The organism is Streptomyces sp. NPDC029526 (assembly GCF_040637405.1).
In the GTDB taxonomy this organism is placed as follows: Bacteria; Actinomycetota; Actinomycetes; order Streptomycetales; family Streptomycetaceae; genus Streptomyces.
The window spans coordinates 406,195-428,986 of record NZ_JBEZWE010000002.1 but is presented as its reverse complement, the minus strand read 5'-3'; the positions used below and the strand labels follow the sequence as shown (position 1 = coordinate 428,986).

Genomic DNA, 22,792 nt, shown 5'->3' with positions numbered 1-22,792 from the left:
CTGGGGCGACGGCCACCGCATCCGTCCGGGGCGTCGGCCCGCCGGCGGCCCGCCGGGTGCCGGGGCGGGGACCTGCTGCCGCCGACCCGTGCGGGACGTCCGGCGACGGGGCCGTCGTCCCCGGGCCGGGGCGGGGCACCGAGGTCCTGTCGTCACCTTCCCGCCGTTCGCCCGAAGGGCGGGCCGTGCGTGCATGGCGGCGCACGGCGGACGGCCTGTCGCGGCACTGGCAGTCACCGCCCTCGCCGAGCGCGGCGCCCCGCTCGCCACCCGCGCCCTGTCCCCGGCCCCGGCCCCGGCCCGCTTCCGGGTGCTGCGCCCCCTGGGCCGGGAGGCGCACGAACTGTTCACGGACTTTCCGCCCGGCCCGCCCCGGGCCCTGCCCGACCCGGCTCGCCGGCGGGTGCCCGCCTCCGGGGACGGGCACCCGGAACCGCTCAGTTGACGGCGTCCACCTCCCCCGCCGCCAGCTCCACGTCGTGCACCACCGGCCCGTCGCCGACCACCGTCAGGCGGGCCGCCTCCGAGGCGTACGGGGCGGCCGTGACCGCCAGGAAGTACGTGCCCGGACCGGGCACGGCCAGGACGTAGGAGCCGTCGGCCAGCGCCGTCACCCGGTCCAGTTGCCGGCCGCCCGACGTGCACAGGGTGAGGACCGCGTCCGCGACCGGCTCGCCGCCGGTGGTGCGGACGAAACCGTGCACCACGGAGGCCGCGCCGTGCGGTGCGGGCCCGTCGGCCCCCTCCCCGGTGCCGGGCCCGGCCGCGTCCTCGCGGGGTTCGACCGCCAGGTGCGGCAGGCGCTTGTCCAGCGCGGCGGGCAGCCACCAGTTGGCGCGGCCCAGCAGGTGCATCGCCGCCGGGACCAGGGCCGTCCGCAGGATGAAGGCGTCCAGGGCCACCGCCGCGGCCAGCCCCACCCCCGCCATGGCCGCGCCGAAGTCGCCGCTCAGCACGAAGGCGAGGAAGACGCTGACCATGATGAGCGCCGCGGAGTTGATGACCCGGCTGGTCTCCGCGAGGCCGACGCGGACGGCGCGCGCGCTGTCCCGGGTGTGCGTCCACTCCTCGTGCATGCGGCTCACCAGGAACACCTGGTAGTCCATGGAGAGGCCGAACAGCAGGGAGAGCATGATGATCGGCAGGAAGGCCGGGATCGGCCCCTCCGTGCCGAGGGCGAGCAGGTCGAGGCCCCAGCCCCACTGGAAGACCGCCACCAGCACGCCGAACGAGGCCGCCGCCGCCAGCAGGTTCATCAGGGCGGCCGTCAGCGGCACCACCACCGACCGGAAGGCGAGCATCAGCAGCAGGAAGCCGAGCCCGATGATCGTGAGGACGAACAGCGGCATCCGGTCGGCGGTGACGGACGCGAAGTCCTTGGACACCGCGGTGACCCCGCCGACGTGCGCCTCCACCCCGGTCTCCGGCAGGACGTCCTCACGCAGCCGGTCGATGAGCCGGTCGGTGGCCGCCTCCCGCGGCGAGGTGGTGGGCACGACCTGGACGACCGTGACGCCGTTCTCGGGCGGCAGGGCCGCCACCTGGGCGACGCCCTCGGTCCGCTCGACGGCCGTGACCAGGGACTCGGGGGCCTCGCCCGCCACGACCACCTGGAGCGGGCCGTTGAAGCCCGGGCCGAAGCCCTCGGCGAGCAGGTCGTACGCCTTGCGGGTCGTGGTGGTCACGTCGTCGCTTCCCTGGTCCACGGTGCCCAGGCGCAGCGACATCAGCGGCACCGCGAGCACCGCCATGACGACCAGGGCCAGCGCGCCGATCGCCCGGGGACGGCGCTCGACCAGGGCCGACCAGCGGGCGGCGAGCCCGTGGGACCGGTCGGGCTCCGGACCGCGGGCGGTGAGCACCCGCCGCTGACGGCGGCTGAGCACCCGGTGGCCGAGCAGTCCGAGCAGGGCCGGCAGCAGGGTCACGGCCGCCAGCACGCTCAGCACCACGGTGAGCGAGGTGCCGATGACCACCCCGTCGAGGAAGCGCAGGTTGGTCACCAGCATCCCGGCGAGCGCGATGCACACCGTGCCGCCGGCGAACAGCACCGCCCGGCCGGAGGTGTTGAGGGCGCTCACCGCGGCGTCCTCCGGATCGGCGCCGGCGAGGATGTTGCGCCGGTGCCGGGTGACGATGAACAGGGCGTAGTCGATGCCGACGCCGAGACCGATCAGGGTGGCCAGCAGCGAGGCGAGGTCGGGCACGTCGGTGACGTGACTGATCAGCTGGGTGCCGAACATGCCGGTCCCCACGCCGAACACGGCGACCACGATCGGCAGCACCGCCGCCAGGACGGATCCGAAGGCCACGAACAGCACCACGGCGGCGGCCAGGATGCCGACCAGCTCCGCGGTGCCCGTCGGCGGCTCCTGGGTCCGGGCCACCGCCTGACCGCCCACCTCCACCTGGAGCCCGTCGCCGGCCGCGCCCCGGGCGGTGTCCACGACGTCGTGCACCAGGTCCAGCGGCAGGGCGTCCGCCTGCTCGGTGAACGTCACCTGCGCGTAGGCGATCCGCCCGTCCTGCCCGATCTGCGTCTCGCCCCGCTGCTCGTACGGGCCGGTGACGTCACCGACGCCCTCCATCGCGCCGATCTCCCGCAGCGCGGGCTCGATCCGCGAGCGCACGGCGTCGTCCCGCACCGAGCCCTCGTCCACCTTCCACACCACGGTGTCGGTGCCCCCGGCGCGATCCGGGAACGCCTGCTCCAGCAGGTCGTACGCCCGCTTGGAATCGGTGTCCGGCAGGGAGAAGACGTTCGCGTAGTTCGTCCCCGCGCTGCTCGCCGTCACCGCCAGTCCGCACAGTGCCCCCACCCACAGCAGGAGGACCACCAGCCGGTGCCGATAGCACCAGCGTGCCAATGCCGTCACGTGTGAAACTCCTTCGTCGCTCGACGGGTCCCCCAGGTCCTGGCAGCAGCATCGGCAGCGACACCCCGGGCGGCCCACGGCTCGCCCGCGACTCTCAAGGAACTCCAAGGCTGCGGACGGCCCTTGGCGGGCGGACCCCGCCGATACTGGGGGCATGACGACGGCCGAAGGCACCGTGCTGGTGGTCGAGGACGAGGAGAGCATCTCGGACGTCCTCGCCATCGCCCTGCGCTACCACCGCTTCGACGTGATGACGGCGGGCACCGTCCGCGAAGCGCTCTCCCTCACCGAGCACACCCGTCCCGACGCCGCCCTCCTCGACGTGATGCTGCCGGACGGGGACGGGCGCGCCCTGGGACGCGAACTGCGCGCCCGCAGACCGGAACTGGCGCTGGTCTTCCTCACCGCGCGGGATGCGCCCGCCGAGATCGTCGGCGCCCTCGGCTTCGGAGACGACTACATCACCAAGCCCTTCCACATCGACGAGGTCGTCGCCCGGGTCACGGCGGTGCTGCGCCGCACCCGGCCCGCCGACGTGCTCCCGCAGCGGGCCCCGTTGCGCCACGGCGACCTGGAGCTGGACGAGACGACGTACTCGGTGCGCCGCGCGGGCCGCACGGTCGAGCTCACGCCCACCGAGTACGCGCTGCTGCGCTTCCTGGTCCGCAACAGCGGACGGATCGTGCCCAAGGAGCAACTGCTGCGGCACGTCTGGCAGTACGAGCACGCGCCCGCCGAGTCGACCGTGGTGGAGACCTACGTCAGCTACCTGCGGCGGAAGCTGGACGTCCTCGGCCCGCCGGTCATCACCACCCGGCGCGGGGTCGGGTACGGCCTGATATGAGGCCGTCGACCCCCTGGCCGCGGTGGAGGCGGCTGCGCTGCGCGCGGGGCATCCACTCCCTGCGGGGCAGGCTGACGCTGGCCAACGTGGCGCTGCTCGCCGTCGGTGTCGTCGCGGCCACCGCGGTGAGCGTGGTCGGCATGCGGTACTACCTGCTCGACCAGATCGACGCGGAGCTGACCGCGAACCGGGACCGGCTGGGCGGCTCCTCCCTGACTCTGCGGCAGATCGACTCGCTGAGCGTGCTCAAGTTCCTCGCCGCCCGCACCGACCCGGGCCAGGAGGCACCGGACGCCCCGGAGACCCTGTTCGCCGCCGTGGACGGCGACGGCTCCACCGTGGCCGTCCTCGGCTTCCGGCCGACGCCGACGCAGGAGGCCCTGGCCGACGCGGTGGGGGACCCCGGCCCCCTGGTACGGGACCCGGAACCGCACGACGTCACCGTCCGGGGCGCCGCCTACCGGGTCACGGCGACCCGGCTCGCGGACGGCACGTACATCCTGCTCGGCGCCTCCACCGAGGCGCTGCACGAGGGCGTCGGCAAGGCGGTGCGGGCGAACCTGGCGATCGGCACGCTGCTGCTGGTGGGGCTGGGCTGTCTGACGATGGTCAGCGTGCGCCGCCGGATGCGGCCGCTGGAGGACATGGTCGAGACCTCCTCGGCGATCGCCGAGGGTGACCTGGCCCGGCGCGTGCCCTCCAGCCGGAACCCCATCCTGGAGGTGGAACAGCTGCGGCTGGCCCTGAACTCCATGCTCCAGCAGGTCGAGTCGGCATACCGGACGCGCGAGCGCAGCGCGGCCCAGCTGCGGCGGTTCGTCGCCGACGCCTCCCACGAACTGCGCACCCCGCTGGCCGCGATCCGCGGCTACCTCCAGCTGTACGACCGGGGCATGCTGCGCGACCCGGCCCAGCGGCGGCGGGCACAGGAGCGGATGCTGGCCGAGTCCGACCGCATGGCCCGCCTGGTCGACGAACTGCTGGTGCTGGCCCGGCTGGACCAGCGGCCCGAACTGCGGTTGCGGGACGTGGACGTGTGCCGCCTGGTGCGGGACGCGGCGCAGGACCTGCGGGTGCAGCAGCCGGAACGCCCGGTGGACGTCGACGCCGACGGCTCGGTGACGGTGCGCGCCGACGAGTCGGGACTGCGGCAGGTGCTGGGCAACCTGCTGGGCAACGTCCGCACCCACACGCCCGGCCACGCCCCGGTGCGGCTGTCCGTGACCGAGGAGGGCGGCACGGTCCGGCTGTGCGTCGAGGACCGGGGCCCCGGCCTGGCCGCCGACGACGCCGCCCGCGTCTTCGACCGCTTCTTCCGGGCCGGCGGCGGTGCGGGCAGCGGGCTGGGCCTGGCGATCGTGCAGGGCGTGGTGGACGCCCACGGCGGCGAGGTCGCGGTACGGACGGCCCTGGGCGAGGGCCTGGCCGTCACGGTGACCCTCCCCCGCCGGCCGGCGCCTGCGGACACCGTTCCGGAGGACCGCCCGGCCCCCGTGCCGGCGTCCCTCCGGGGCACGGAGGAAGCGGGCGGGCCGTCGGGCTCGGGGAGGTCGGGCTCGGGGTGGTCGGGCGGTGGCGGGCCGGGCGGGGACGAGTAGGCCCCCGGAGATCGGGGCCGGGTAGGCCCCCGGAAATCGGGGCCGGTTCCTCAGCCGGGATCCCGGTCCGGCTGAGGAACCGGTCTCAGAGCCGGTTGAGGCGCCACAGGCGGAAGACGCCCGTGCCGTCCGACAGGTACTGGCCGCCGCCGATGTCGTCGCTGGTGACCACGTACTCCTTGGCCTGCCACAGCGGCAGGACCGGCACGTCCTCGGCGACGGCCGCCTGAAGGTCACGGAAGTCGTTGCCGGCGTCGGCCCGGTTCTGGTGCTGCTGGCTGGCCTTGATCATCCGGTCCACGGCCTTGCTGCTGTAGCCGGTGTTCATGGTGCCCCCGGTGCCGACCAGCGGGCCGCCGAAGGTGTCCGGGTCGGGATAGTCCGCGACCCAGCCGACCGCGTAGGCGTCCAGCTTGCCGCCCGCCCACTGCTTCTGGAAGTCGGTCCACTGGTAACCCTTGAGGGTCACCTCGAACAGGCCGCCCGACTCCAGCTGGCGCTTGAGTTCCTTGGCCTCCTCGGCCGCGGCCCCGCGGCCCTCGGCGTACCCGTAGGTGAAGCGGACCGGTGCGGACACTCCCGCCTCGGTGAGCAGTTGCCGCGCCCGATCGGTGTCGCGCTTCGGGTAGGTGTCGAAGAACGACGTGGTGTGGCCGGGGATACCGGTCGGGATCAGGGAGTACAGCGGGTCGACGGTGCCCTGGTAGACGGTGGCGGCGAGCCGCTCACGGTCGATCAGCCACGCCATCGCCTGCCGGACCCTGACGTCCTCCAGCGGCTCGCCCTCGCGGGTGTTGAAGTACAGGTTGCGGATCTCGGAGCTGTCGGCCTCCGACACGCGCTGGCCGGGATCGCTCGGGTCGAGGTCGGCGAGCACGTCCGGCGGCAGCTGCCGGGCGACGACGTCGACGCTCCGGGTGCGCCAGGCGTTGTCGAGGGCCCCGGGGTCGCCGAAGTAGCGCAGCTCGATGGGGCGGCCCAGGTCCTTGACGGCGCCCCGGTAGCGGCCGTTGGGCTTCAGGACCGCCCGCTCACCGTCCTCGTAGGACTCCAGGACGTAGGGGCCGGTGCCGTCGGCTCCGCCGGCCCGCAGCTTGTCGGCCGGGTAGGTGCGGGAGTCCACGATGGAGCCGGCCCCGGTGGCCACCTTGAACGGGAAGGTCGCGTCGGGCGACTTCAGCTCGAAGGTGACGACCCGTCCCTTCGCGCGCACCGCGCCGAGGGTGTCCAGCAGGGACGCCGGACCCACGTCGGACTTGATCCTCAGCACCCGGTCGAACGAGAACTTCACGTCCTCGGCCGTCATCTCCCGCCCGCTCGGGAAGACGAGGCCCTCACGCAGCTCGCAGCGGTAGGTCCGCAGGTCCGTGCCCACGAACGCGCAGCTCTCGGCCGCGTCCGGGACGGGCCGGGCCCCGCCGGGCTCCACGGTCAGCAGCGACTGGAAGACGTTGCTGAACAGTGCCCAGGAACCGGCGTCGTAGGCGCCGGCCGGGTCGAGTGACGTAATGGAATCCGTCGTGCCGACCCTGATGGCCTCGCCCGACTCCTCGTCGGACGGCAGCAGTTGCCACCCCACCACTCCCACGACGGCGATCACCAGCAACGCCGCGAGAATGCGCATACGAACCGATCGCATCGGTCCTGTCCTCCCCTGGCCCACTACGGGCCGGTTAAATATGCCACTCCCCTTAGTGGCCGGTTCACCTAATCACAGGGGTTTCGAGAGGGGGAAGGGGGGTTTGGTTCAGTGAGAAACAGGTCACGCACGGGGGCCGGGGGCTCGGCCGCGACGGGCGGCGGGGGCGCGCCCACCGCCCGGACAGCGGGCCTGAGCCGCCGTTCCCGATGAGCGCGGCGGCGCCGCACGCCCGGTCGCCTCGAAGACCCCAGCCGTCGCTCGTCCGCTGCCGGAGGGCGGGGTGCGGGAGGACGAGGTGCGGCAGGACGAGGTGCAGGCGGACGGGATGCAGGCGGACGGGATGCAGGCGGACGGGATGCAGGAGCGTACGTACCGGCGCTGGTGACGGAGGGCGGTGGTGACGGAGCGCGCCGTGCCTGTGAGCGGCGTCGATGCCGGAGCGCGGCGGTACCGGAGCACGGCAGTGGCGGAGGGCGGCCGTGGCGCGGAGACCGTCGGCGCGGGTCCGGTCCGCGTCGGGCCGGGGGCCGGCCTCAGGTCTGCTTCGACGCCAGCTCGATCACCGTGATGTCCGACGGGGCGCCCACGCGGGTCGGCGGTCCCCAGGCACCGGCGCCCTTGCTCACGTAGAGCTGGGTGTCGCCGTAGCGCTCCAGGCCCTGCAGGGTCGGGTTGGCGGCGCCGGCGATCAGGCTCGCGGGCCAGAGCTGGCCACCGTGGGTGTGGCCGGACAGCTGGAGGTCGACGCCGTGGTCGACGGCCTCGTGGATCTGCACCGGCTGGTGGGCGAGGAGGACGCAGGCCCGGGCCCGGTCCCGGTCACCGAGGGCCCGGGCGTAGTCGGGGCCCTGCCCCTCGTTCTCGCCGGCCAGGTCGTTGACCCCGGCGAGGTCGAAGTGCGGCAGCTCGGTGCGGGCGTTCTCCAGGGGGCGCAGACCGAGCCGCCGGACCTCCTCGACCCACTGCTCGGCGCCGGAGAAGTACTCGTGGTTGCCGGTGACGAAGAAGGAGCCGTGACGGGCTCTGAGCTGGGCGAGGGGGGCCGCTGCCGGACCGAGGTCCTTCACGCTGCCGTCCACCAGGTCGCCGACGACCGCGATCAGGTCGGGCTGGGTGGAGTTGATGGTGTCGACGACCTTCTGGGCGAAGCCCCGGCCGAGGACCGGCCCGAGGTGGATGTCGCTGACCACGGCGATGCGGTAACCGTGGGCCGCGCGGGGCAGCTTGGCGAGCGGCACGGTGACCCGCTCGACGCGCGGGCCGCGCAGCACCCCGTGCGTCCCGTACCCGACGGTGCCGACGGCGGCCGCGGCGGCTGCCCCGGCGACCACCCGGGAGACGAAGAGGCGGCGGGAGGGGCCGGAGGGAGGGGTGGGGGCGGCGGTCCCGTCCGGGCCGTGGGGCGATGCGTCACCGGCGCGGCCGGATTCGTCGGAGCGGCTGGATCCGGCCGGGTCCGCCGGGGCGTCGGAGGAGTCCGGGGCGCCCGGGGCCGCGGCGGCGTCGTCCGTGCGGTCCGGGACGGGCGGGGCGCCGGGGGTCGCCGCACGGGCGCCCGGCGCGGCGGAGGTGGCGCCCGCCGGTATCGGTGGCGCGGGCTCGCCCGGGGTGGGCACGGCGGACCCCGCGCGTCGCTCCAGGAACCGCCGCAGCAGCGGCCGGACGGCCTCGCCCGCCACCATCGCCAGGACCAGGTAGAGCACCAGCGCCAGCCACAGGTAACCGGGCCAGGCCAGCACCTGCTGGAGCAGGAACGGGGCGTCGGACCGCGCCGCGACGAACGCCCCGACGGTCACCGCCCAGCCGCCGGCGATCACCACGACGCCGAGCCGGCGCACCCGGCCCGGCCCTGCGGTGGTGTCCCGGAACAGGCGTCGCCACAGGTACCAGTTGGCCGTCACGAGCACGGCCAGGACCAGCACGGCGACGAGGACGAAGACGATGCCCACGGTGCGGAGTTCCCGTTCTTCCCGTTGTTCTCTATGTGCTCGACGTTCCGGGCGGTGCCGTTGTTCCCGCCGGGTCCGCCGACGACGTCACGGCGTCCGTGACGTCCGGCTCAGTGCGCGCAGCCCGCGCAACCCGATGACCCCGACAACCGTCCCCAGTACGAAGGAGACGACGGCGAGCAGCAGGTGCACCCAGAAGTACGCGGTCGGCTCGCCGTCCTCGAAGGCGAGTCCGCTCCCGTCCTTGGCCAGGTTCTTGACGAAAGTGATCCAGATGACCCAGCTCCACACCCCGAAGGCGAGCAGGAACCAGGACACGGGGCGGCTGAGCTTCACGACAGCAGACCTTTCATCACGACGCCGGGCAGCCGCAGCCGGCCGGGAGTCCGGAAACCGTCCCCAGGACGGACACACCCGTCCAGTATCGCCGTCGGTTGTCCGGATCCTTGCGCGGGGTGGGACCCGGGGCGGGACGCCAGGGGCCGCGGCAGGTACGTTTCCGACCGTGCCCGCACCCCAGAAGACCGTCAGACGTTCCCTGTTGGTCGCTTCCGCCGTCCTATTGTCCACCGCGCTGACGGCGCCCGGCGCCCTCGCGGCGCCGTCGCCGTCGCCCTCGAAGAGCGCGTCGGCCGAGCCGCCGGCCCGTATGTCGACGGTGGGCGGGCCCCGGCTCGGGCAGCCGGGCACCCAGGTGAACCTGGCGAGCGGTGTCCCGGTGCTGCCCAAGGGTCTGTCGGCCCGGTCCTGGATCGTCGCCGACGCCGAGTCCGGCGAGGTGCTGGCCGCGCACAACGCGCACTGGCGGCTGGCCCCGGCGAGCACCCTGAAGATGCTGTTCGCCGACACGCTGCTGCCGAAGTGGCCCCGCTCGGAGAAGCACGAGGTGGTCCCGTCCGACCTGGCGGAGGTCGGTTCCGGCTCCAGCCTGGTCGGGATAAAGGAGGAGGAGACCTACACCGTCCACGACCTGTGGCTGGGGGTCTTCCTGCGCTCGGGCAACGACGCGGTGCACGTGCTGTCCGCCATGAACGGTGGCGTGGAGAAGACCGTCCGCGAGATGAACGAGCACGCCGAGGAGCTCCAGGCCCTCGACACGCACGCGGTCAGTCCGGACGGCTACGACGCCCCCGGGCAGGTGTCGTCCGCGTACGACCTGACGCTGATCGCCCGGTCGGGGCTGCAGAAGAAGGACTTCCGGGAGTACTGCTCGACGGTCCGCGCGAAGTTCCCGGGCGAGACGAAGAAGAACAAGAAGGGCAAGAAGGTCCGGGGCAGCTTCGAGATCCAGAACACCAACCGGCTCCTCGCGGGCGCCTCGGACGTGCCCGTCTACCAGGGCATCGCGGGGGTGAAGAACGGCAACACCACCAACGCGGGCGCCACCTTCACCGGGGTCGCGGAGCAGGACGGCAGGGTGCTGCTCGTCACCGTGATGAACCCGGAGAAGGACGAGAGCAACGAGGTCTACAAGGAGACCGCGAAGCTGTTCGACTGGGGTTTCGAGGCGGCCGGCAAGGTCGAGCCGGTGGGCGAGCTGGTCCCGCCGAAGAGCGCGGTGAAGGACGCGGGCCGGCCGGGCGCGTCGGCCTCCCCGGGCGAGGCGGGCGGGGCCGGGGAGGGCACCGGCGCCGCCGGGTCGAAGCCGGTGGCGAGCGCCCCGGCGGGCGGCTCCGGCGGGATGGGGGTCGCGCTCGGTGTCACCGGCGGGGTGCTGGTGCTGCTGGCCGGCGGGGTGTTCCTGGTCAACCGCCGGTGGCCGCTGCCGGATCTGGTGCGCCGCCGTTCGCGTCCGTGACCCCGTCCGGTCCGGCAGGTTCCGGCTCCTGCCCCGGGGTCGCCGTCCAGGCGGCGCAGAACAGCACCAGTCTGGACGTGAAGTTGATCCACAGCAGCAGGGCGACCGGGACGCCGAAGGCGCCGTACATGCTCTTGGTGGCCACGCCCTGCATGTAGCCGCTCAGCAGCAGCTTCAGCAGTTCGAAGCCGACGGCGCCGGTGAGCGCGGCGACCACCAGGCGGCGCCGGGCGGGCTCCACACCGGGCAGCAGGGTGAGGACGTAGAGCAGCAGCAGGAAGTCGGCGCCGACGGCGACGGCGAAGGCGGCGGTCCGCAGCACGGCCCCGCCCCAGCCGCCCTCCTCCAGCCCGATCGCGTCGCTGATCCGGCCGACGAGGGCGGAGGCGACGGTGGAGGCGACCAGGGTGACCAGCAGCGCCCCGCCGAGCCCGACGAGGATCCCCGCGTCCTTGCCCTTGCGCCAGAGGGGGTTCTCGTCGTCCTCCGGCAGCTCCCACACGGCGCGCAGGCACTCGCGCATGGAGCCGGCCCACCTGATGCCGGTGAACAGCAGGACCGCGCCGGCGATGAGACCGATGGCGCCCGCGTTCTGCACCAGGCCCTCGATGTCCAGCTGTTCGGAGATGCCGGGCACCTGGTCGGCGATCCGGTCCTGGAGGGCGTCCTGCCGCTGTGTGCTCAGGGTGGCCGCGCCGATCGCGGCGGCCACGGTGAGCAGCGGGAAGAGGGCCACGAAACTGGTGAAGGTCATCGCCGCCGCCAGTCGCGTCCAGTGCACGCGGTCCAGCCGTTCGTAGGAGCGCCAGGCGTGGGTGCGGCTCAGGCGCGCCACCCACGGTCCCACGACCGGGAGTCTCTTCAGCCAGTCCATGAACCGACTCTGCCCAGGTTCCGCCGGGCCAAGGCGCCGCGCACGGCCGGTGTTCCGGGTCCGGGGCGGGTTCGACCCGAATGCGCCCCACCGCCGGTCCGATGGAGTGACATACCACTAATCGTCCATCTCGGGGACGAAGGCGATGTTCCGCACGAGACCCCACAGACAGGGGCGATACGGTCACCGTCATGCCTGCCGACACCGTTCCCGCCCCGGGAAGGGGCCGCACCGCCCCCGCCGCCCGGCCGACGCGCCCGCGGACCGCACACCGGAAGGAGCAGCCGTGAAGGACGCCTCCGGTCTCCCCCGGTCGATGCTCGTCCTCGGCGGCACGTCCGAGATCGCGCTGGCCACCGCCCGGCGGATGATCGCCCGCCGCACCCGCACGGTGTGGCTGGCCGGCCGCCCCTCCCCCGCCCTCGACGCCGCCGCGGACCATCTGCGCGGCCTCGGCGCCGACGTCCGCACCGTCGCGTTCGACGCCCTGGACCCGGCCTCCCACGAGACCGCGCTCGGCAAGGTCTTCACCGAGGGCGACATCGACCTGGTGCTGCTGGCCTTCGGCACCCCCGGCGACCAGGCCCACGACGAGCAGGACCCGCAGGCCGCGGTGCGGGTGGCGCAGACCAACTACATCGGGGCCGTCTCCTCCGGCCTGGTGTGCGCGAGCGCCCTGCAGGCCCAGGGCCACGGCTCGCTCGTGGTGCTCTCCTCCGTCGCGGCCGAGCGGGCCCGCCGGATGGACTTCATCTTCGGCTCCAGCAAGGCGGGCCTGGACACCTTCGCGCAGGGCCTGGGCGACGCGCTGTACGGGACGGGGGTGCGCGTGATGGTGGTGCGGCCCGGCTTCGTGCGCACCCGGCGCAACGCCGGCCTGCCCGCCGCGCCGCCGGTCACCACACCGGAGGCCGTCGCCACGGCCGTCGAACTGGGTCTGCGGCGCGGCTCGGAGACGGTGTGGGTGCCGGGCGCCCTGCGCCTGGTGTCGACCGCCCTGCGGCACCTGCCGCGCGCCCTGTTCCGGCGGCTTCCGCTCTGACGGCGGAACGGGCCGCCCGCGGCGGCGGACCCGGTCAGCAGGCGGAGACGGAACCCCGGTCCACGTGGCCGGCCTGCGGCGGGACGGCCAGGGAGCCGAAGGGGAAGTCGCGCAGCTTGCGCCACACCCCGTCCTCGCCCTGCTCGTACAGCGCGAAACCCGTGCACGCCCAGCGGGCCTCGTAGTCGGCCAGCTCCTCGAAGGCGCGGTCCATGGCCGCCTCCTCGATGCCGTGCGCCACGGTGACGTGCGGGTGGTAGGGGAACTGCAGCTCCCTGGCGACGGGACCGGAGGCGTCCCGGATCCGCTGCTGCAGCGCGGCGCAGGCCTCCGCGCCCTCCACCACCTTCACGAACACCACCGGCGACAGCGGCCGGAAGGTGCCGGTGCCCGACAGCCGCATGGGGAACGGACGGCCGGTCGCGGCGACCTCGCTCAGATGGGCCTCGACCGCCGGGACGACGGCGGCGTCTATGGCGGTCGGCGGCAGCAGGGTGACGTGCGTGGGGATACCGTGAGCCGCGGCGTCGCCGAAGCCCGCGCGCAGCTGCTGAAGCCGGCTGCCGTGAGGCTCCGGGACCGCGATCGACACGCCGATCGTTACGGTCCCCACGTCGTCTCCTGTCGTTGTCGCGGTGAAGCTCCGGTGAGCTCCGGGTGACCGTCGTGACGGTCACCCGGATATCGACTGTACGGCCCCGGCCCGGCCGCGGGCAGGCGCAGCCGGAGTGATGTGCAGCGCTGTGCGGTGGTACGGATCCGTCCCGGGGGCCCGTTCAGTGCGCCGGTGCCGCCCCCGCCGGCGGTCCGGCCGTGGTCCTGCTCAGTGCTTGGCGGACACGAACCCGACCCGCTCGTAGGCCAGGGCGAGGGTCTCCGCGGCGACGGCGCGGGCCTTCTCCGCCCCCTTGGCCAGGATCGAGTCGAGCGTCTCGGGGTCGTCCAGGTACTGCTGGGTGCGCTCCTTGAACGGGGTCACGAAGTCGACCATGACCTCCGACAGGTCCGTCTTCAGCGCGCCGTAGCCCTTCCCGGCGTACTGCTCCTCCAGCTCGGCGACGGCCGTCCCGGTGAGCACCGAGTAGATGGTGAGGAGGTTGCTCACACCGGGCTTGTTCTCGACGTCGTAGCGGATCACGGTGTCGGTGTCGGTGACCGCGCTGCGGACCTTCTTCGCGGTGGCCTTCGGCTCGTCGAGCAGGTTGATGAGGCCCTTCGGCGTGGACGCCGACTTGCTCATCTTGATCGTCGGGTCCTGCAGGTCGTAGATCTTCGCCGTCTCCTTGAGGATGTGCGCCTTGGGGAGGGTGAAGGTGGGTCCGAACCGGCCGTTGAAGCGCTCGGCGAGGTCGCGGGTCAGCTCGATGTGCTGGCGCTGGTCCTCGCCGACCGGCACCTCGTCGGCGTGGTACAGCAGGATGTCGGCCACCTGGAGCACCGGGTAGGTGAACAGGCCGACGGAGGCCCGGTCGGTGCCCTGCCGGGCGGCCTTGTCCTTGAACTGGGTCATGCGGGACGCCTCGCCGAAGCCGGTGAGGCAGTTCATCACCCAGGCCAGCTGGGCGTGCTCGGCCACGTGGCTCTGGACGAAGAGCGTGCAGCGGTCCGGGTCCAGCCCCGCGGCCAGCAGCTGGGCGGCGGCGAGGCGGGTGTTCGCCCGCAGTTCCTTCGGGTCCTGCGGGATCGTGATCGCGTGCAGGTCGACGACCGAGTAGAACGCGTCGTGGGTCTCCTGCAGGGCCACCCACTGGCGCACGGCGCCGAGGTAGTTGCCGAGGTGGAAGGAGCCCGCCGTGGGCTGGATTCCGGAGAAAACACGGGGTCGGTCAGTCGCCATGCGGCCCATTCTCTCAGGTCCCGCGGGGCGCTCCGGAACCGACCGGAAACAGGTGGGAACCGATTCCGACCGGGCGGTGTAACAAGAGTGTGAGGACGCGGGAGGGGGGCCGCACGGTCGACGAGGCCGCCGTGATCGCCCGGGTGCGTGCCGGAGAGCCGGAGGCGTACGCGGAGCTGGTGCGTGCCCATACGGGCATCGCGCTCAGGGCGGCCGCCGCGCTCGGGGCCGGGGCGGACGCGGAGGACGTGGTGCAGCAGGCGTTCGTGAAGGCGTACTGCTCGCTGGGCGGCTTCCGGGACGGCATGCCGTTCCGGCCGTGGCTGCTGTCGATCGTGGCGAACGAGACACGCAACACCGTGCGCGCCGCGGCGCGCCGCCACACCCTGGCCGACCGCGAGGCGGCCCTGGTGGAGGCGGAGCCGGTGATACCGGAGTCGGCCGACCCGGCGGTGGCGACGCTGGAGACGGAGCGCCGCGCCGTCCTGGCCGGCGCGCTGCGGAAGCTGAGCGAGGAGCACCGGCTGGTCGTGACGTACCGCTATCTGCTGGAGATGGACGAGCGGGAGACCGCGCTGGCCCTGGGCTGGCCCCGGGGCACGGTCAAGTCGCGGCTGAACCGCGCCCTGCGCAAGCTGGAACGCCTGCTGCCGGACTTCCGGCCCCGGACGACCCCGGAGCCGCAGGTGCTGCCGGAACCGCAGGCGCCCCCGGAGCCCGGGCTGCCCCGGCAGTCCCGAAGGTCCCGTCCGTCCCGGCGCTCCGGGGAAGGGGGTGGGCGGGCATGAGCGGGTCCTCACGCGGGGAGGCCGCCCGGCTGCGGGAGGAGCTGCGCGCCTTCGGCCGCTCCCTGGACGGGCCGGGCGGGTCGGCGTCCCCCGAGTCGATGGCCGAGCGGGTGCTCGAGCAGATACTCGCCGAGGGTGTCCCGGCGCCGGCGCCCGTGCCGGTGGCGGAGGAGGCGGAGGCCCGGACGCGCGGGGCGCGGGCGCGACCGTACGGGGCCGGGCAGAGGGCACGGCTGCGCGGGGTGCGGCGGTGGGCGCGGCTGCGGTGGCGGTCGCTGGTCGCCGCCCTCTGCGGACTGCTGACGGTGTGCGTCCTGACGCCCCCGGTGCGGGCGACGGTCTCCGACTGGTTCGTCTTCGGCGGGGTCGAGGTGCGCCGGGATCCGTCGGCGGAACCGTCGCCCGGTCCCGGTGTGCCGGGCTGCGGGCCACCGGTGCCGCTGGGGCGCGCGGCCCGGCAGGCGGGGTTCCGGCCGCTGGTCCCCGCGGCGCTGGGGACACCGGACGCGGTGGCGGTCGACGGGCTGCCGGGCGGGCGGTCGCTGGTGAGCCTGTGCTGGCGCGAGGGCGGGCACACGATCCGGCTGGACGAGTTCCCGGCCCGCCTCGATCCGATGTTCGCCAAGCTGGTGCGCGAGCAGCCGGAGTGGCTGACGCCGGGCGGGGAGGAGAGCGGGGGCGGGGGCGCGGACGGATCCTGGACGTCCGGCCCGGTGCTGTGGTTCGCCCGGCCGCACCGGCTGGTGCTCCGGCTGGTGGACGCGGACGGCCACCGCTTCGCCCGGGAGCAGCGCACGGCCGGGCCGACGCTGCTGTGGACCGTGGGCGGCGGGGACGCCGAGGGGGCGGGCGGCGCGGCCCGGGACGGGGTGACGCTGCGGCTGGAGGGGGTGGCCTCGAAGGCCCGGGCGCTGGAGATCGCCCGGTCGCTGGAGGAGGTCGGCACCGTGGACGGGTGGGGCGGCCGGGGGGACGGGGGCTGAGAGCCGGAGGGCGTGCCACCCGGGGGCCCCCGACATTCGACGCGGGGAGGTGGGAACCCCGGCGGCCCGGGCGGTGTACCAGAAGTGACAGGCGGTCCGCGCGCGGGCCGCACGGGGATCGGCCGGCCGAGTGGGGGTCCGGATGCACAGGTGGTGGAAGGGCGGGTTCCGACGACTGTCGTCGGGGCTCGGGGTGGTGACGGTGTGTGCGGCGCTGCTGGTGTGGGGTGCGTCGCCCGCGGCCGCCGGCGGGCCGACGAGCGTGCTGCTCGTCTCGCCGCCGAGCGGGCAGTCCGCGGCGCTGACCCACACCGACAAGGAGTACGCCGAGCTGGAGAAGCTGCTGGGCCCGCCGGAGCGGGGCGTCAGGGACATGCCCCGGGAGGCCAGTGTCACAGCCCTGCTGATCAACGTCACCTGGATGCTGCACGACGTGTCGCCGTGGCGGGTGGACCGGGTCTTCCCCGCGGAGGACGGCGACGTCGTGTGGATCCACACGGAGCAGAGGTTCACGGAGGAGCCGGCCACCGGTGTCTGGCGGCGTGCCGCCCGCCCGGGTCCGCTGCGGGCGCTGCTGAAGGAGCTGGGGCTGATGGGCCCGGCGTCCGACGCGGGCACCAGCTCCGCGATCTACCCGGTGCCCTGGGAGGCGGAGGCAGAGGCGGAGGCCGGCCGTTCGGGCCCGGACGACAGCGCCTCCGGGACGGAGCGCGACGGCTCCGCCGCCCCCGCGCAGGCCGCGCCGCGGGCCGCGGCCGGCGGCACCGGCTGGTGGTGGGCGATACCGGGAGCGGCGGCGGGAGCCGTGCTCGCCCTGCTGCTGCGCCCGTACGTGACGCGGCTGCCGTTCCCACCGCGGCGGCCAGGAGGCCGGGGAGGTGAGCCGGGGCCGCGGCAGGAGCTGCTCGACCTGTGAGTCCGGGGTGCGGCCCGCCACGGGGGTGCGGGCCGCCACCGGATGCCGGGCGGGGCGGGCGCGGTGCCCGCCCACGCGGCCTCAGCCGAGGTCGACCTCGGGGTACAGCGGGAAGCCCGCCACGAGGTCGGTGGCACGCTGGGAGATCTCGTCGGCGACCTTCGGGTCCAGGACGTGCTGCGCCCTGGAGGGGGCGCCCTTGCTGGTGGTGCCGGCCTCGGTGGTCGTGAGGACGCGGTCGATGAGACCGGCGACCTCGTCCATCTCGTCGGTGCCCAGGCCGCGCGTGGTCAGCGCGGGGGTGCCGATGCGGATGCCGGAGGTGTACCAGGCGCCGTTGGGGTCGGCCGGGATGGCGTTGCGGTTGGTGACGATGCCCGAGTCGAGCAGGGCGGCCTCGGCCTGCCGGCCGGTGAGGCCGTAGGAGGTGGCGACGTCGATCAGGTTCAGGTGGTTGTCGGTGCCGCCGGTGACGAGGGTGGCGCCGCGGCGGGTCAGCCCCTCGGCGAGGGCGCGGGAGTTGTCCACGATGCGCTGAGCGTAGTCCTGGAACTCGGGGCGGCGGGCCTCCGCCAGGGCGACCGCCTTCGCGGCCATCACGTGCGGGAGCGGGCCGCCCAGGACCATCGGGCAGCCGCGGTCGACCTGGTCCTTGAGGGAGTCGTCGCACAGGACCATGCCGCCGCGCGGGCCGCGCAGCGACTTGTGGGTGGTGGTGGTGACGATCTGCGCGTGCGGGACCGGGTCGAAGTCACCGGTGAGGACCTTGCCGGCGACGAGACCGGCGAAGTGGGCCATGTCGACCATGAGCGTGGCGCCGACCTCGTCGGCGATCTCGCGCATCTTCCGGAAGTTCACCAGCCGGGGGTAGGCGGAGTAACCGGCCACGATGATGAGCGGCTTGAACTCGCGCGCGGTGGCGCGCACGCCCTCGTAGTCGAGCAGGCCGGTGGCGGGGTCGGTGCCGTAGGACCGCTGGTCGAACATCTTGCCGGAGATGTTGGGCCGGAAGCCGTGGGTGAGGTGGCCGCCGGCGTCCAGGGACATGCCGAGCATGCGCTGGTTGCCGAAGGCCTGCCGCAGCTCGGCCCAGTCGGCCTCGGAGAGGTCGTTGATCTGGCGGACCCCGGTCTTCTGCAGGAACGGCGCCTCGACCCGGTCGGCGAGCACCGCCCAGAAGGCGACGAGGTTGGCGTCGATGCCGGAGTGCGGCTGGACGTAGGCGTGGCGGGCGCCGAAGAGTTCCCTGGCGTGCTCGGCGGCCAGCGACTCGACGGTGTCGACGTTGCGGCAGCCGGCGTAGAAGCGGCGGCCGACGGTGCCTTCGGCGTACTTGTCGCTGAACCAGTTGCCCATCGCCAGGAGGGTGGCCGGGGAGGCGTAGTTCTCCGAGGCGATCAGCTTGAGCATCTCGCGCTGGTCGGCGACCTCCTGGCCGATCGCGTCGGCCACGCGCGGCTCGACGGCGCGGATCACGTCGAGGGCGGAACGGAAGGCGGTGGAAGCGGTGGAGAGGGGCTCGGCGGCAGACATGGGGACCTCCGGACGTGGCGTTCGGCGTTCACGGTGCGGCCCAGGCGCACGGCACGGTGCCGGGTCCCCGTCGTCCACGGGCCCGGGGGCCGCTTCCCGATGGTTGTTCCATCCCAGCACGCCAGTCACGACCCGAGGTCAGGGTACCGGGCGGCACCCAGTGCCGTGGCCGGCCGTCCACGATGCGGGAGCCACCACGCCGGCCCTGCCGGGGCCGGTGAGGGGACGCCCCCCGGGGGCCACGGTGCCGTGCCGTGTGGTGCGGCACAGCACGGCACGGCACGCAGCCTCGCAGCGCGGGGGGACGGCCGGCCGGAGGCGGATCGAAGCCGTGTTCGCCACCCCTGAAAGACCGGCTCAGCCTGGACCGACACGGCGGCACAACCCCGGCCGGAGTCCTCGCCCGCACCGGACGAGGGCTCCTCGCCCTCGCCGCCGGCATCTGGCCCGCCTGGGCCACCGGCGAAGATCAAAGGGTCCCTGATCGCCCATGACCACTGAGAACATCGGACTCAGGTGCTGCATCCCGGCACCGGGGCGGCGTGGCCCGCCCGGCGCTCACCGCACAGGCCGGCGGGCACAGGGCCGATCCGCGAAGCTGCGACGGACGAGGAAGAAAAGGGAACATGAGAAAGCCGATGGCCGACATGGCCGGAGCCGCCCTCCGGCTGGGGCGCCCACCGGCCGACCGCGAGGCCGCACGTCACTCGGCCATCCCCGTCGGCACTGTCACCGTCGCCGACGTGTGGATCAGCGGCGGCCTCGGGTTCGTCCTGCTGCTGCACCGCAGGCACGACGGTCTCCTCGCCGAAGAGCTGTACTACTCCGTGCAACGCCCGGACGGCGACTGGGAGTGCCCGGACCATCTCAGCGGGGGCCTGGTCGGCGGAGAGTTGGGCACTTCGGCCATGGTCGAGGGCGCGCTCGGCGGGGCTTCCCTCTCCGTCGCCGCCGAATCCGAGTCCCTCGTCCTCACCGGGCGTGGCCCGGACGGTGACGAAGAAGAACTCGTACACACCTGGGAGCTTCTGGTGAGCGGTGACACAGACCTCCTCCAGATCGAGCACTTCTCACCGGACGCCCCCGGGACACCGACGATCTCCAGACGCACCGTGGTACGGCCGCTGATGCTCCTTGTCCTGCTGCCGGGTGAACGAGCCCGTGTGTCCACTGTCCGCGAGGAGAACTCGGTGTTCACCCGCTTCGGCGACGTGCTGGACCTGCACCACCCGGCGCACTGACCCTCACCGACTCCGCCGGCGGACCGTCATGGACCTCCAGGCTGGAGGATCACGTGGGGCAGGAAGCGGGCGTACTCGTCGGTGATCAGTCCCGAGGACTCGCGGATGCCGAGTCCGGCGGCCTCGTTCTCGACGACCCACGCGCCGAGGACGACGTGGTTGCCGTCGAAGTCGGGCAGCGGCGCGAGTTCCTGGTAGCAGCAGGGCTCGTCGCGGACCACGGGAGCGGTGCCCGCCGGGTGGACGGTCACTCCGGCGCCCTCACGGCCCAGCAGCGGCTTGGCGACGTATCCGGTGGTGTCGGCCAGGTCGCGGGGGCCGTCGAGGTAGGAGGGCAGGAGGTTGGGGTGGCCGGGGTGCAGTTCCCACAGGATCGCCAGCAGGGCCTTGTTGCTCAGCAGCATCTTCCAGGCCGGTTCGATCCACAGGGTGCTGCCGGTGCCGCCGCCGTTGTCCAGCGTCTCCAGCACATGGTCGGCGAACCGGTCGGTGGTGAGCCACTCCCAGGGGTACAGCTTGAAGATGCTGCGGATGAACCCCAGTTTGTTGTCCACGAACCTGCCGGACAGGCGGTCCCAGCCGATCTCCTCCATCGTGAGCCAGTCGGTCTCCAGCCCGGCCTGCTCGGCCGTCTCCTTGAGGTAGGCGACGGTCATGAGGTCCTCGCCGATCGCGTCGGCGGAGGAGTGGGCGAAGTACAGGGGCGAGCCGGGCGGCAGCAGCGCGGACTGCCGCCTCCAGGCGTCGACGAGGCGCTCGTGGAGGGAGTTCCACTGATCGGCGCCGGGGAACCGTTCCTCCATCCAGAACCACTGCGGGGACGCGGCCTCCACCAGCGAGGTGGGCGTGTCGGCGTTGTACTCCAGCAGCTTCGCCGGTCCCGTGCCGTCGTAGCGCAGGTCGAACCGGCCGTAGAGGGAGGGCAGTTCGTCGCGCCGCTGCCACGCCTCGGTGACCGCGCGGACCACGCGCGGGTCGGTGATGCCCAGGTCGGCGAAGCGGTCCTCGGCGACGATGTGCCCGGCGGCCTCCAGGCACATGCGGTGCAGGTCCTCGACGACCTCCTCCAGCGCCTCCACCTCGTCCAGGGTGAAGACGTAGTGCGCGCTCTCGTCCCAGTAGGGCACCCACGCGTCGTCGGGCACGGGCCGCCCCGCCTCCCGGGCGGCCTCGTGCTCCGCGGGCAGCGTGAGCGGGTAGATGAGCCCCTGTTCCTCGACGGTCCGCTGCCAGTCGGGGCGGGGCGTGATGGTGCGGCGTTCCACGGTCCGGTCCCTCCGTCGCCCGCGGCTCAGCCGCCACCGCTGCCGGACCCGGAGCAGCCGAAGCCGCCCCGGTCGACGGCGGCGCTGCGGCTGAAGGTGCCGTTGTCGGCGTAGCCGCGGCTGACGTCGGCGTCGTAGTACCAGCCGGCGTTGCCGGTGCCGCCCCTGCGGTTCTTGCCGGAGCTCCCGTAGGAGCCCGAACCCGAGGACGACTTGCAGTTCTTGTCGGCCACGACCTTGTACCCCTTGAGGTAGTCGTAGCTGTTGCGGTCCACGCAGCGCCGGTCGGGATCCGACCCGCAGGCGGACAGGGCCGCCGCCAGGACGCCCATCCCGCCGAGCACCACCGTGCTGGACCTCAGTCGCCGTCGCGTTTCCGCCATGTCGGCCACTCCCCCTTGTTATGCGTGTGTACGCGGCCGGACCCATGCTCCCCGGCTCGCGGCGGACAGCCTAGAGACCCGGGCGACGGCGCGTGCCGCAGGGCCCCGCGCGGCGCCCGGCTCTACTGTCGTTTTGTGATCTTTGGCATGGTGTGCGCCCTCGGCGCAGCGGTCTGTTACGGCACGGCGACGGTGCTCCAGGCGATCGCCGCCCGCGCGGCGGCCCGCACGGACCCCGGCGGGGACGTGTTGCTGCTGCTGCGGGCGCTGCGGCAGTGGCGCTACCTCGCCGGACTCGCCCTGGACGGGTTGGGGTTCGTGCTGCAGATCGTCGCGCTGCGGGCCGTGCCCATCTACGCGGTGGGCGCGGCGCTGGCGGCCAGCCTGGCGGTGACCGCCGTGGTGGCGGCGGTGCTGCTCCGGGTGCGGCTCAGCCGGGCCGAGTGGACGGCGGTGGCGGTGGTGTGCGCCGGACTGGCGATGCTCGGGCTGGCCTCCGGGGCGGAGGGCGACCGGTCGGGGCCGGACTGGCTGGGGTGGGCGATGCTCGGCACCGCCGCCGCGGTGCTGCTGCTCGGCACGGCGGGCGGCCGGCTGCCGGAACGGGCGCGGGCGGGTGTCCTCGGCCTCGGGGCCGGGTTCGGGTTCGGGGTCGTCGAGGTGTCGGTCCGACTCGTCGACGACGTCTCCCTGTCCTCGCTGTCCTCACTGACCTCGCTGTTCACCGACCCGGCCGCCTACGCGCTGGTGCTGGGCGGCGGCGCCGCGTTCCTGCTCCTGACGTCGGCGTTGCAGCGCGGCTCGGTGACCGCCGCCACGGCCGGCCTGGTCCTCGGGGAGACGGTCGGTCCGGCCCTCGCCGGGGTGATCTGGCTGGGCGACCGCACCCGGCCGGGCTGGGGCTGGCTCGCGGTGCTCGGCTTCGCCGTGGCGGTGGCGGGCGCGCTGGCCCTGAGCCGCTTCGGCGAAGCCCCGGAGGACGAGGCCGGCTCCTCCCCGGACGGAACGCCGTGAGGACCCGTCACCCCGGACACCCGAGCGCCACCACCGGCCAGGCCACCCCCAGTCAGGACGCCACCGGTCAGGCCACCGCCGGTCGGGCCACCGCCGGTCGCGTCGACCGGCGCGAGGCACCCGGCCCCCTTCGGCGAAGCCTCGGAAGAGAGACCCGGAGCCTCCCCCGACGGAACGACGTGAAGGGCCATCACCGCGAACGCCCGACA

The 22,792-nt window shown here is 73.8% G+C and carries 19 protein-coding genes and 1 pseudogene; 10 read left to right on the top strand and 10 right to left on the bottom strand.

Annotation, left to right across the window (positions count from 1 at the left end; translation table 11 throughout):
* Positions 1-241 precede the first annotated feature (241 nt).
* Positions 242-445, top strand: a pseudogene (locus AB0F01_RS07470) (TetR/AcrR family transcriptional regulator); the annotation flags it as partial.
* Here the strand turns inward: AB0F01_RS07470 and AB0F01_RS07465 are convergent.
* Entirely contained in the window at positions 438-2,867 is a 2,430-nt protein-coding gene (locus AB0F01_RS07465; RefSeq protein WP_362092488.1) for an MMPL family transporter, read from the bottom strand. The pseudogene AB0F01_RS07470 and the gene AB0F01_RS07465 overlap by 8 nt on opposite strands.
* Before the next feature lie 163 nt (positions 2,868-3,030).
* Here AB0F01_RS07465 and AB0F01_RS07460 point away from each other — a divergent pair, with 163 nt between their 5' ends.
* Entirely contained in the window at positions 3,031-3,720 is a 690-nt protein-coding gene (locus AB0F01_RS07460; protein ID WP_362090827.1) for a response regulator transcription factor, read from the top strand.
* Entirely contained in the window at positions 3,717-5,318 is a 1,602-nt protein-coding gene (locus AB0F01_RS07455) for a HAMP domain-containing sensor histidine kinase (RefSeq protein WP_362090826.1), read from the top strand. The genes AB0F01_RS07460 and AB0F01_RS07455 overlap by 4 nt, the downstream gene beginning before the upstream one ends.
* 85 nt (positions 5,319-5,403) lie before the next feature.
* Here the strand turns inward: AB0F01_RS07455 and AB0F01_RS07450 are convergent, their stop codons facing one another.
* The 3 genes from AB0F01_RS07450 to AB0F01_RS07440 form a co-directional block, all read right to left on the bottom strand.
* Positions 5,404-6,942, bottom strand: a complete 1,539-nt coding sequence (locus AB0F01_RS07450; RefSeq protein WP_362090824.1) for an ABC transporter substrate-binding protein — start codon at positions 6,940-6,942, stop codon at positions 5,404-5,406.
* Between the two features lie 551 nt (positions 6,943-7,493).
* The gene (locus tag AB0F01_RS07445; RefSeq protein ID WP_362090822.1) at positions 7,494-8,909 is read right to left on the bottom strand and encodes a metallophosphoesterase; all 1,416 of its coding nucleotides are present in this window, start codon (positions 8,907-8,909) and stop codon (positions 7,494-7,496) included.
* A gap of 87 nt (positions 8,910-8,996) precedes the next feature.
* On the bottom strand, positions 8,997-9,245 hold the full coding sequence (locus tag AB0F01_RS07440; protein WP_362090820.1) for a hypothetical protein: 249 nt from the start codon (positions 9,243-9,245) through the stop codon (positions 8,997-8,999).
* A 169-nt stretch (positions 9,246-9,414) separates the two neighbouring features.
* Here AB0F01_RS07440 and AB0F01_RS07435 point away from each other — a divergent pair, with 169 nt between their 5' ends.
* Positions 9,415-10,707: a D-alanyl-D-alanine carboxypeptidase gene (locus AB0F01_RS07435; RefSeq protein ID WP_362090818.1), complete on the top strand. Its 1,293-nt coding sequence runs from the start codon at positions 9,415-9,417 to the stop codon at positions 10,705-10,707.
* Here AB0F01_RS07435 and AB0F01_RS07430 read toward each other — a convergent pair.
* Positions 10,655-11,581, bottom strand: a complete 927-nt coding sequence (locus AB0F01_RS07430; protein ID WP_362090817.1) for a YihY/virulence factor BrkB family protein — start codon at positions 11,579-11,581, stop codon at positions 10,655-10,657. The genes AB0F01_RS07435 and AB0F01_RS07430 overlap by 53 nt on opposite strands.
* A gap of 286 nt (positions 11,582-11,867) precedes the next feature.
* Here AB0F01_RS07430 and AB0F01_RS07425 point away from each other — a divergent pair, with 286 nt between their 5' ends.
* Positions 11,868-12,623 (top strand): decaprenylphospho-beta-D-erythro-pentofuranosid-2-ulose 2-reductase, encoded by a 756-nt coding sequence (locus tag AB0F01_RS07425; RefSeq protein ID WP_362090815.1) that lies wholly within the window; start codon positions 11,868-11,870, stop codon positions 12,621-12,623.
* A gap of 34 nt (positions 12,624-12,657) precedes the next feature.
* On the opposite strand, the gene AB0F01_RS07420 is transcribed toward AB0F01_RS07425, so the two are convergent.
* On the bottom strand, positions 12,658-13,236 hold the full coding sequence (locus AB0F01_RS07420; protein WP_362090813.1) for a 2'-5' RNA ligase family protein: 579 nt from the start codon (positions 13,234-13,236) through the stop codon (positions 12,658-12,660).
* Between the two features lie 210 nt (positions 13,237-13,446).
* A complete protein-coding gene (gene trpS, locus AB0F01_RS07415) occupies positions 13,447-14,460 on the bottom strand; it encodes a tryptophan--tRNA ligase (protein ID WP_362090812.1) in 1,014 nt (337 codons plus the stop codon).
* A 131-nt stretch (positions 14,461-14,591) separates the two neighbouring features.
* Between trpS and AB0F01_RS07410 the strand changes: the two genes are divergently transcribed.
* The 3 genes from AB0F01_RS07410 to AB0F01_RS07400 all read left to right on the top strand — a co-directional run bounded on the left by AB0F01_RS07410 (position 14,592) and on the right by AB0F01_RS07400 (position 17,147).
* A complete protein-coding gene (locus tag AB0F01_RS07410; RefSeq protein ID WP_362092486.1) occupies positions 14,592-15,248 on the top strand; it encodes a sigma-70 family RNA polymerase sigma factor in 657 nt (218 codons plus the stop codon).
* On the top strand, positions 15,245-16,231 hold the full coding sequence (locus AB0F01_RS07405; protein WP_362090810.1) for a hypothetical protein: 987 nt from the start codon (positions 15,245-15,247) through the stop codon (positions 16,229-16,231). The genes AB0F01_RS07410 and AB0F01_RS07405 overlap by 4 nt, the downstream gene beginning before the upstream one ends.
* A gap of 142 nt (positions 16,232-16,373) precedes the next feature.
* Positions 16,374-17,147, top strand: coding sequence for a hypothetical protein (locus AB0F01_RS07400; RefSeq protein ID WP_362090808.1), 774 nt, complete (start codon positions 16,374-16,376; stop codon positions 17,145-17,147).
* A gap of 81 nt (positions 17,148-17,228) precedes the next feature.
* On the opposite strand, the gene AB0F01_RS07395 is transcribed toward AB0F01_RS07400, so the two are convergent.
* Complete coding sequence (locus AB0F01_RS07395; RefSeq protein ID WP_362090806.1) at positions 17,229-18,680, bottom strand: glycine hydroxymethyltransferase; 1,452 nt, start codon at positions 18,678-18,680, stop codon at positions 17,229-17,231.
* Between the two features lie 626 nt (positions 18,681-19,306).
* On the opposite strand from AB0F01_RS07395, the gene AB0F01_RS07390 reads away from it, so the two are divergent.
* Positions 19,307-19,921: a hypothetical protein gene (locus AB0F01_RS07390; protein WP_362090804.1), complete on the top strand. Its 615-nt coding sequence runs from the start codon at positions 19,307-19,309 to the stop codon at positions 19,919-19,921.
* Positions 19,922-19,947: 26 nt separating this feature from the next.
* Here the strand turns inward: AB0F01_RS07390 and AB0F01_RS07385 are convergent, their stop codons facing one another.
* Both AB0F01_RS07385 and AB0F01_RS07380 read right to left on the bottom strand, forming a co-directional pair.
* Positions 19,948-21,186, bottom strand: a complete 1,239-nt coding sequence (locus AB0F01_RS07385) for a glutathionylspermidine synthase family protein (RefSeq protein WP_362090802.1) — start codon at positions 21,184-21,186, stop codon at positions 19,948-19,950.
* 26 nt (positions 21,187-21,212) lie between these two features.
* Positions 21,213-21,569: a hypothetical protein gene (locus tag AB0F01_RS07380; RefSeq protein WP_362090800.1), complete on the bottom strand. Its 357-nt coding sequence runs from the start codon at positions 21,567-21,569 to the stop codon at positions 21,213-21,215.
* 147 nt (positions 21,570-21,716) lie between these two features.
* Between AB0F01_RS07380 and AB0F01_RS07375 the strand changes: the two genes are divergently transcribed.
* Complete coding sequence (locus AB0F01_RS07375; RefSeq protein WP_362092483.1) at positions 21,717-22,583, top strand: hypothetical protein; 867 nt, start codon at positions 21,717-21,719, stop codon at positions 22,581-22,583.
* Positions 22,584-22,792: the final 209 nt, after the last annotated feature.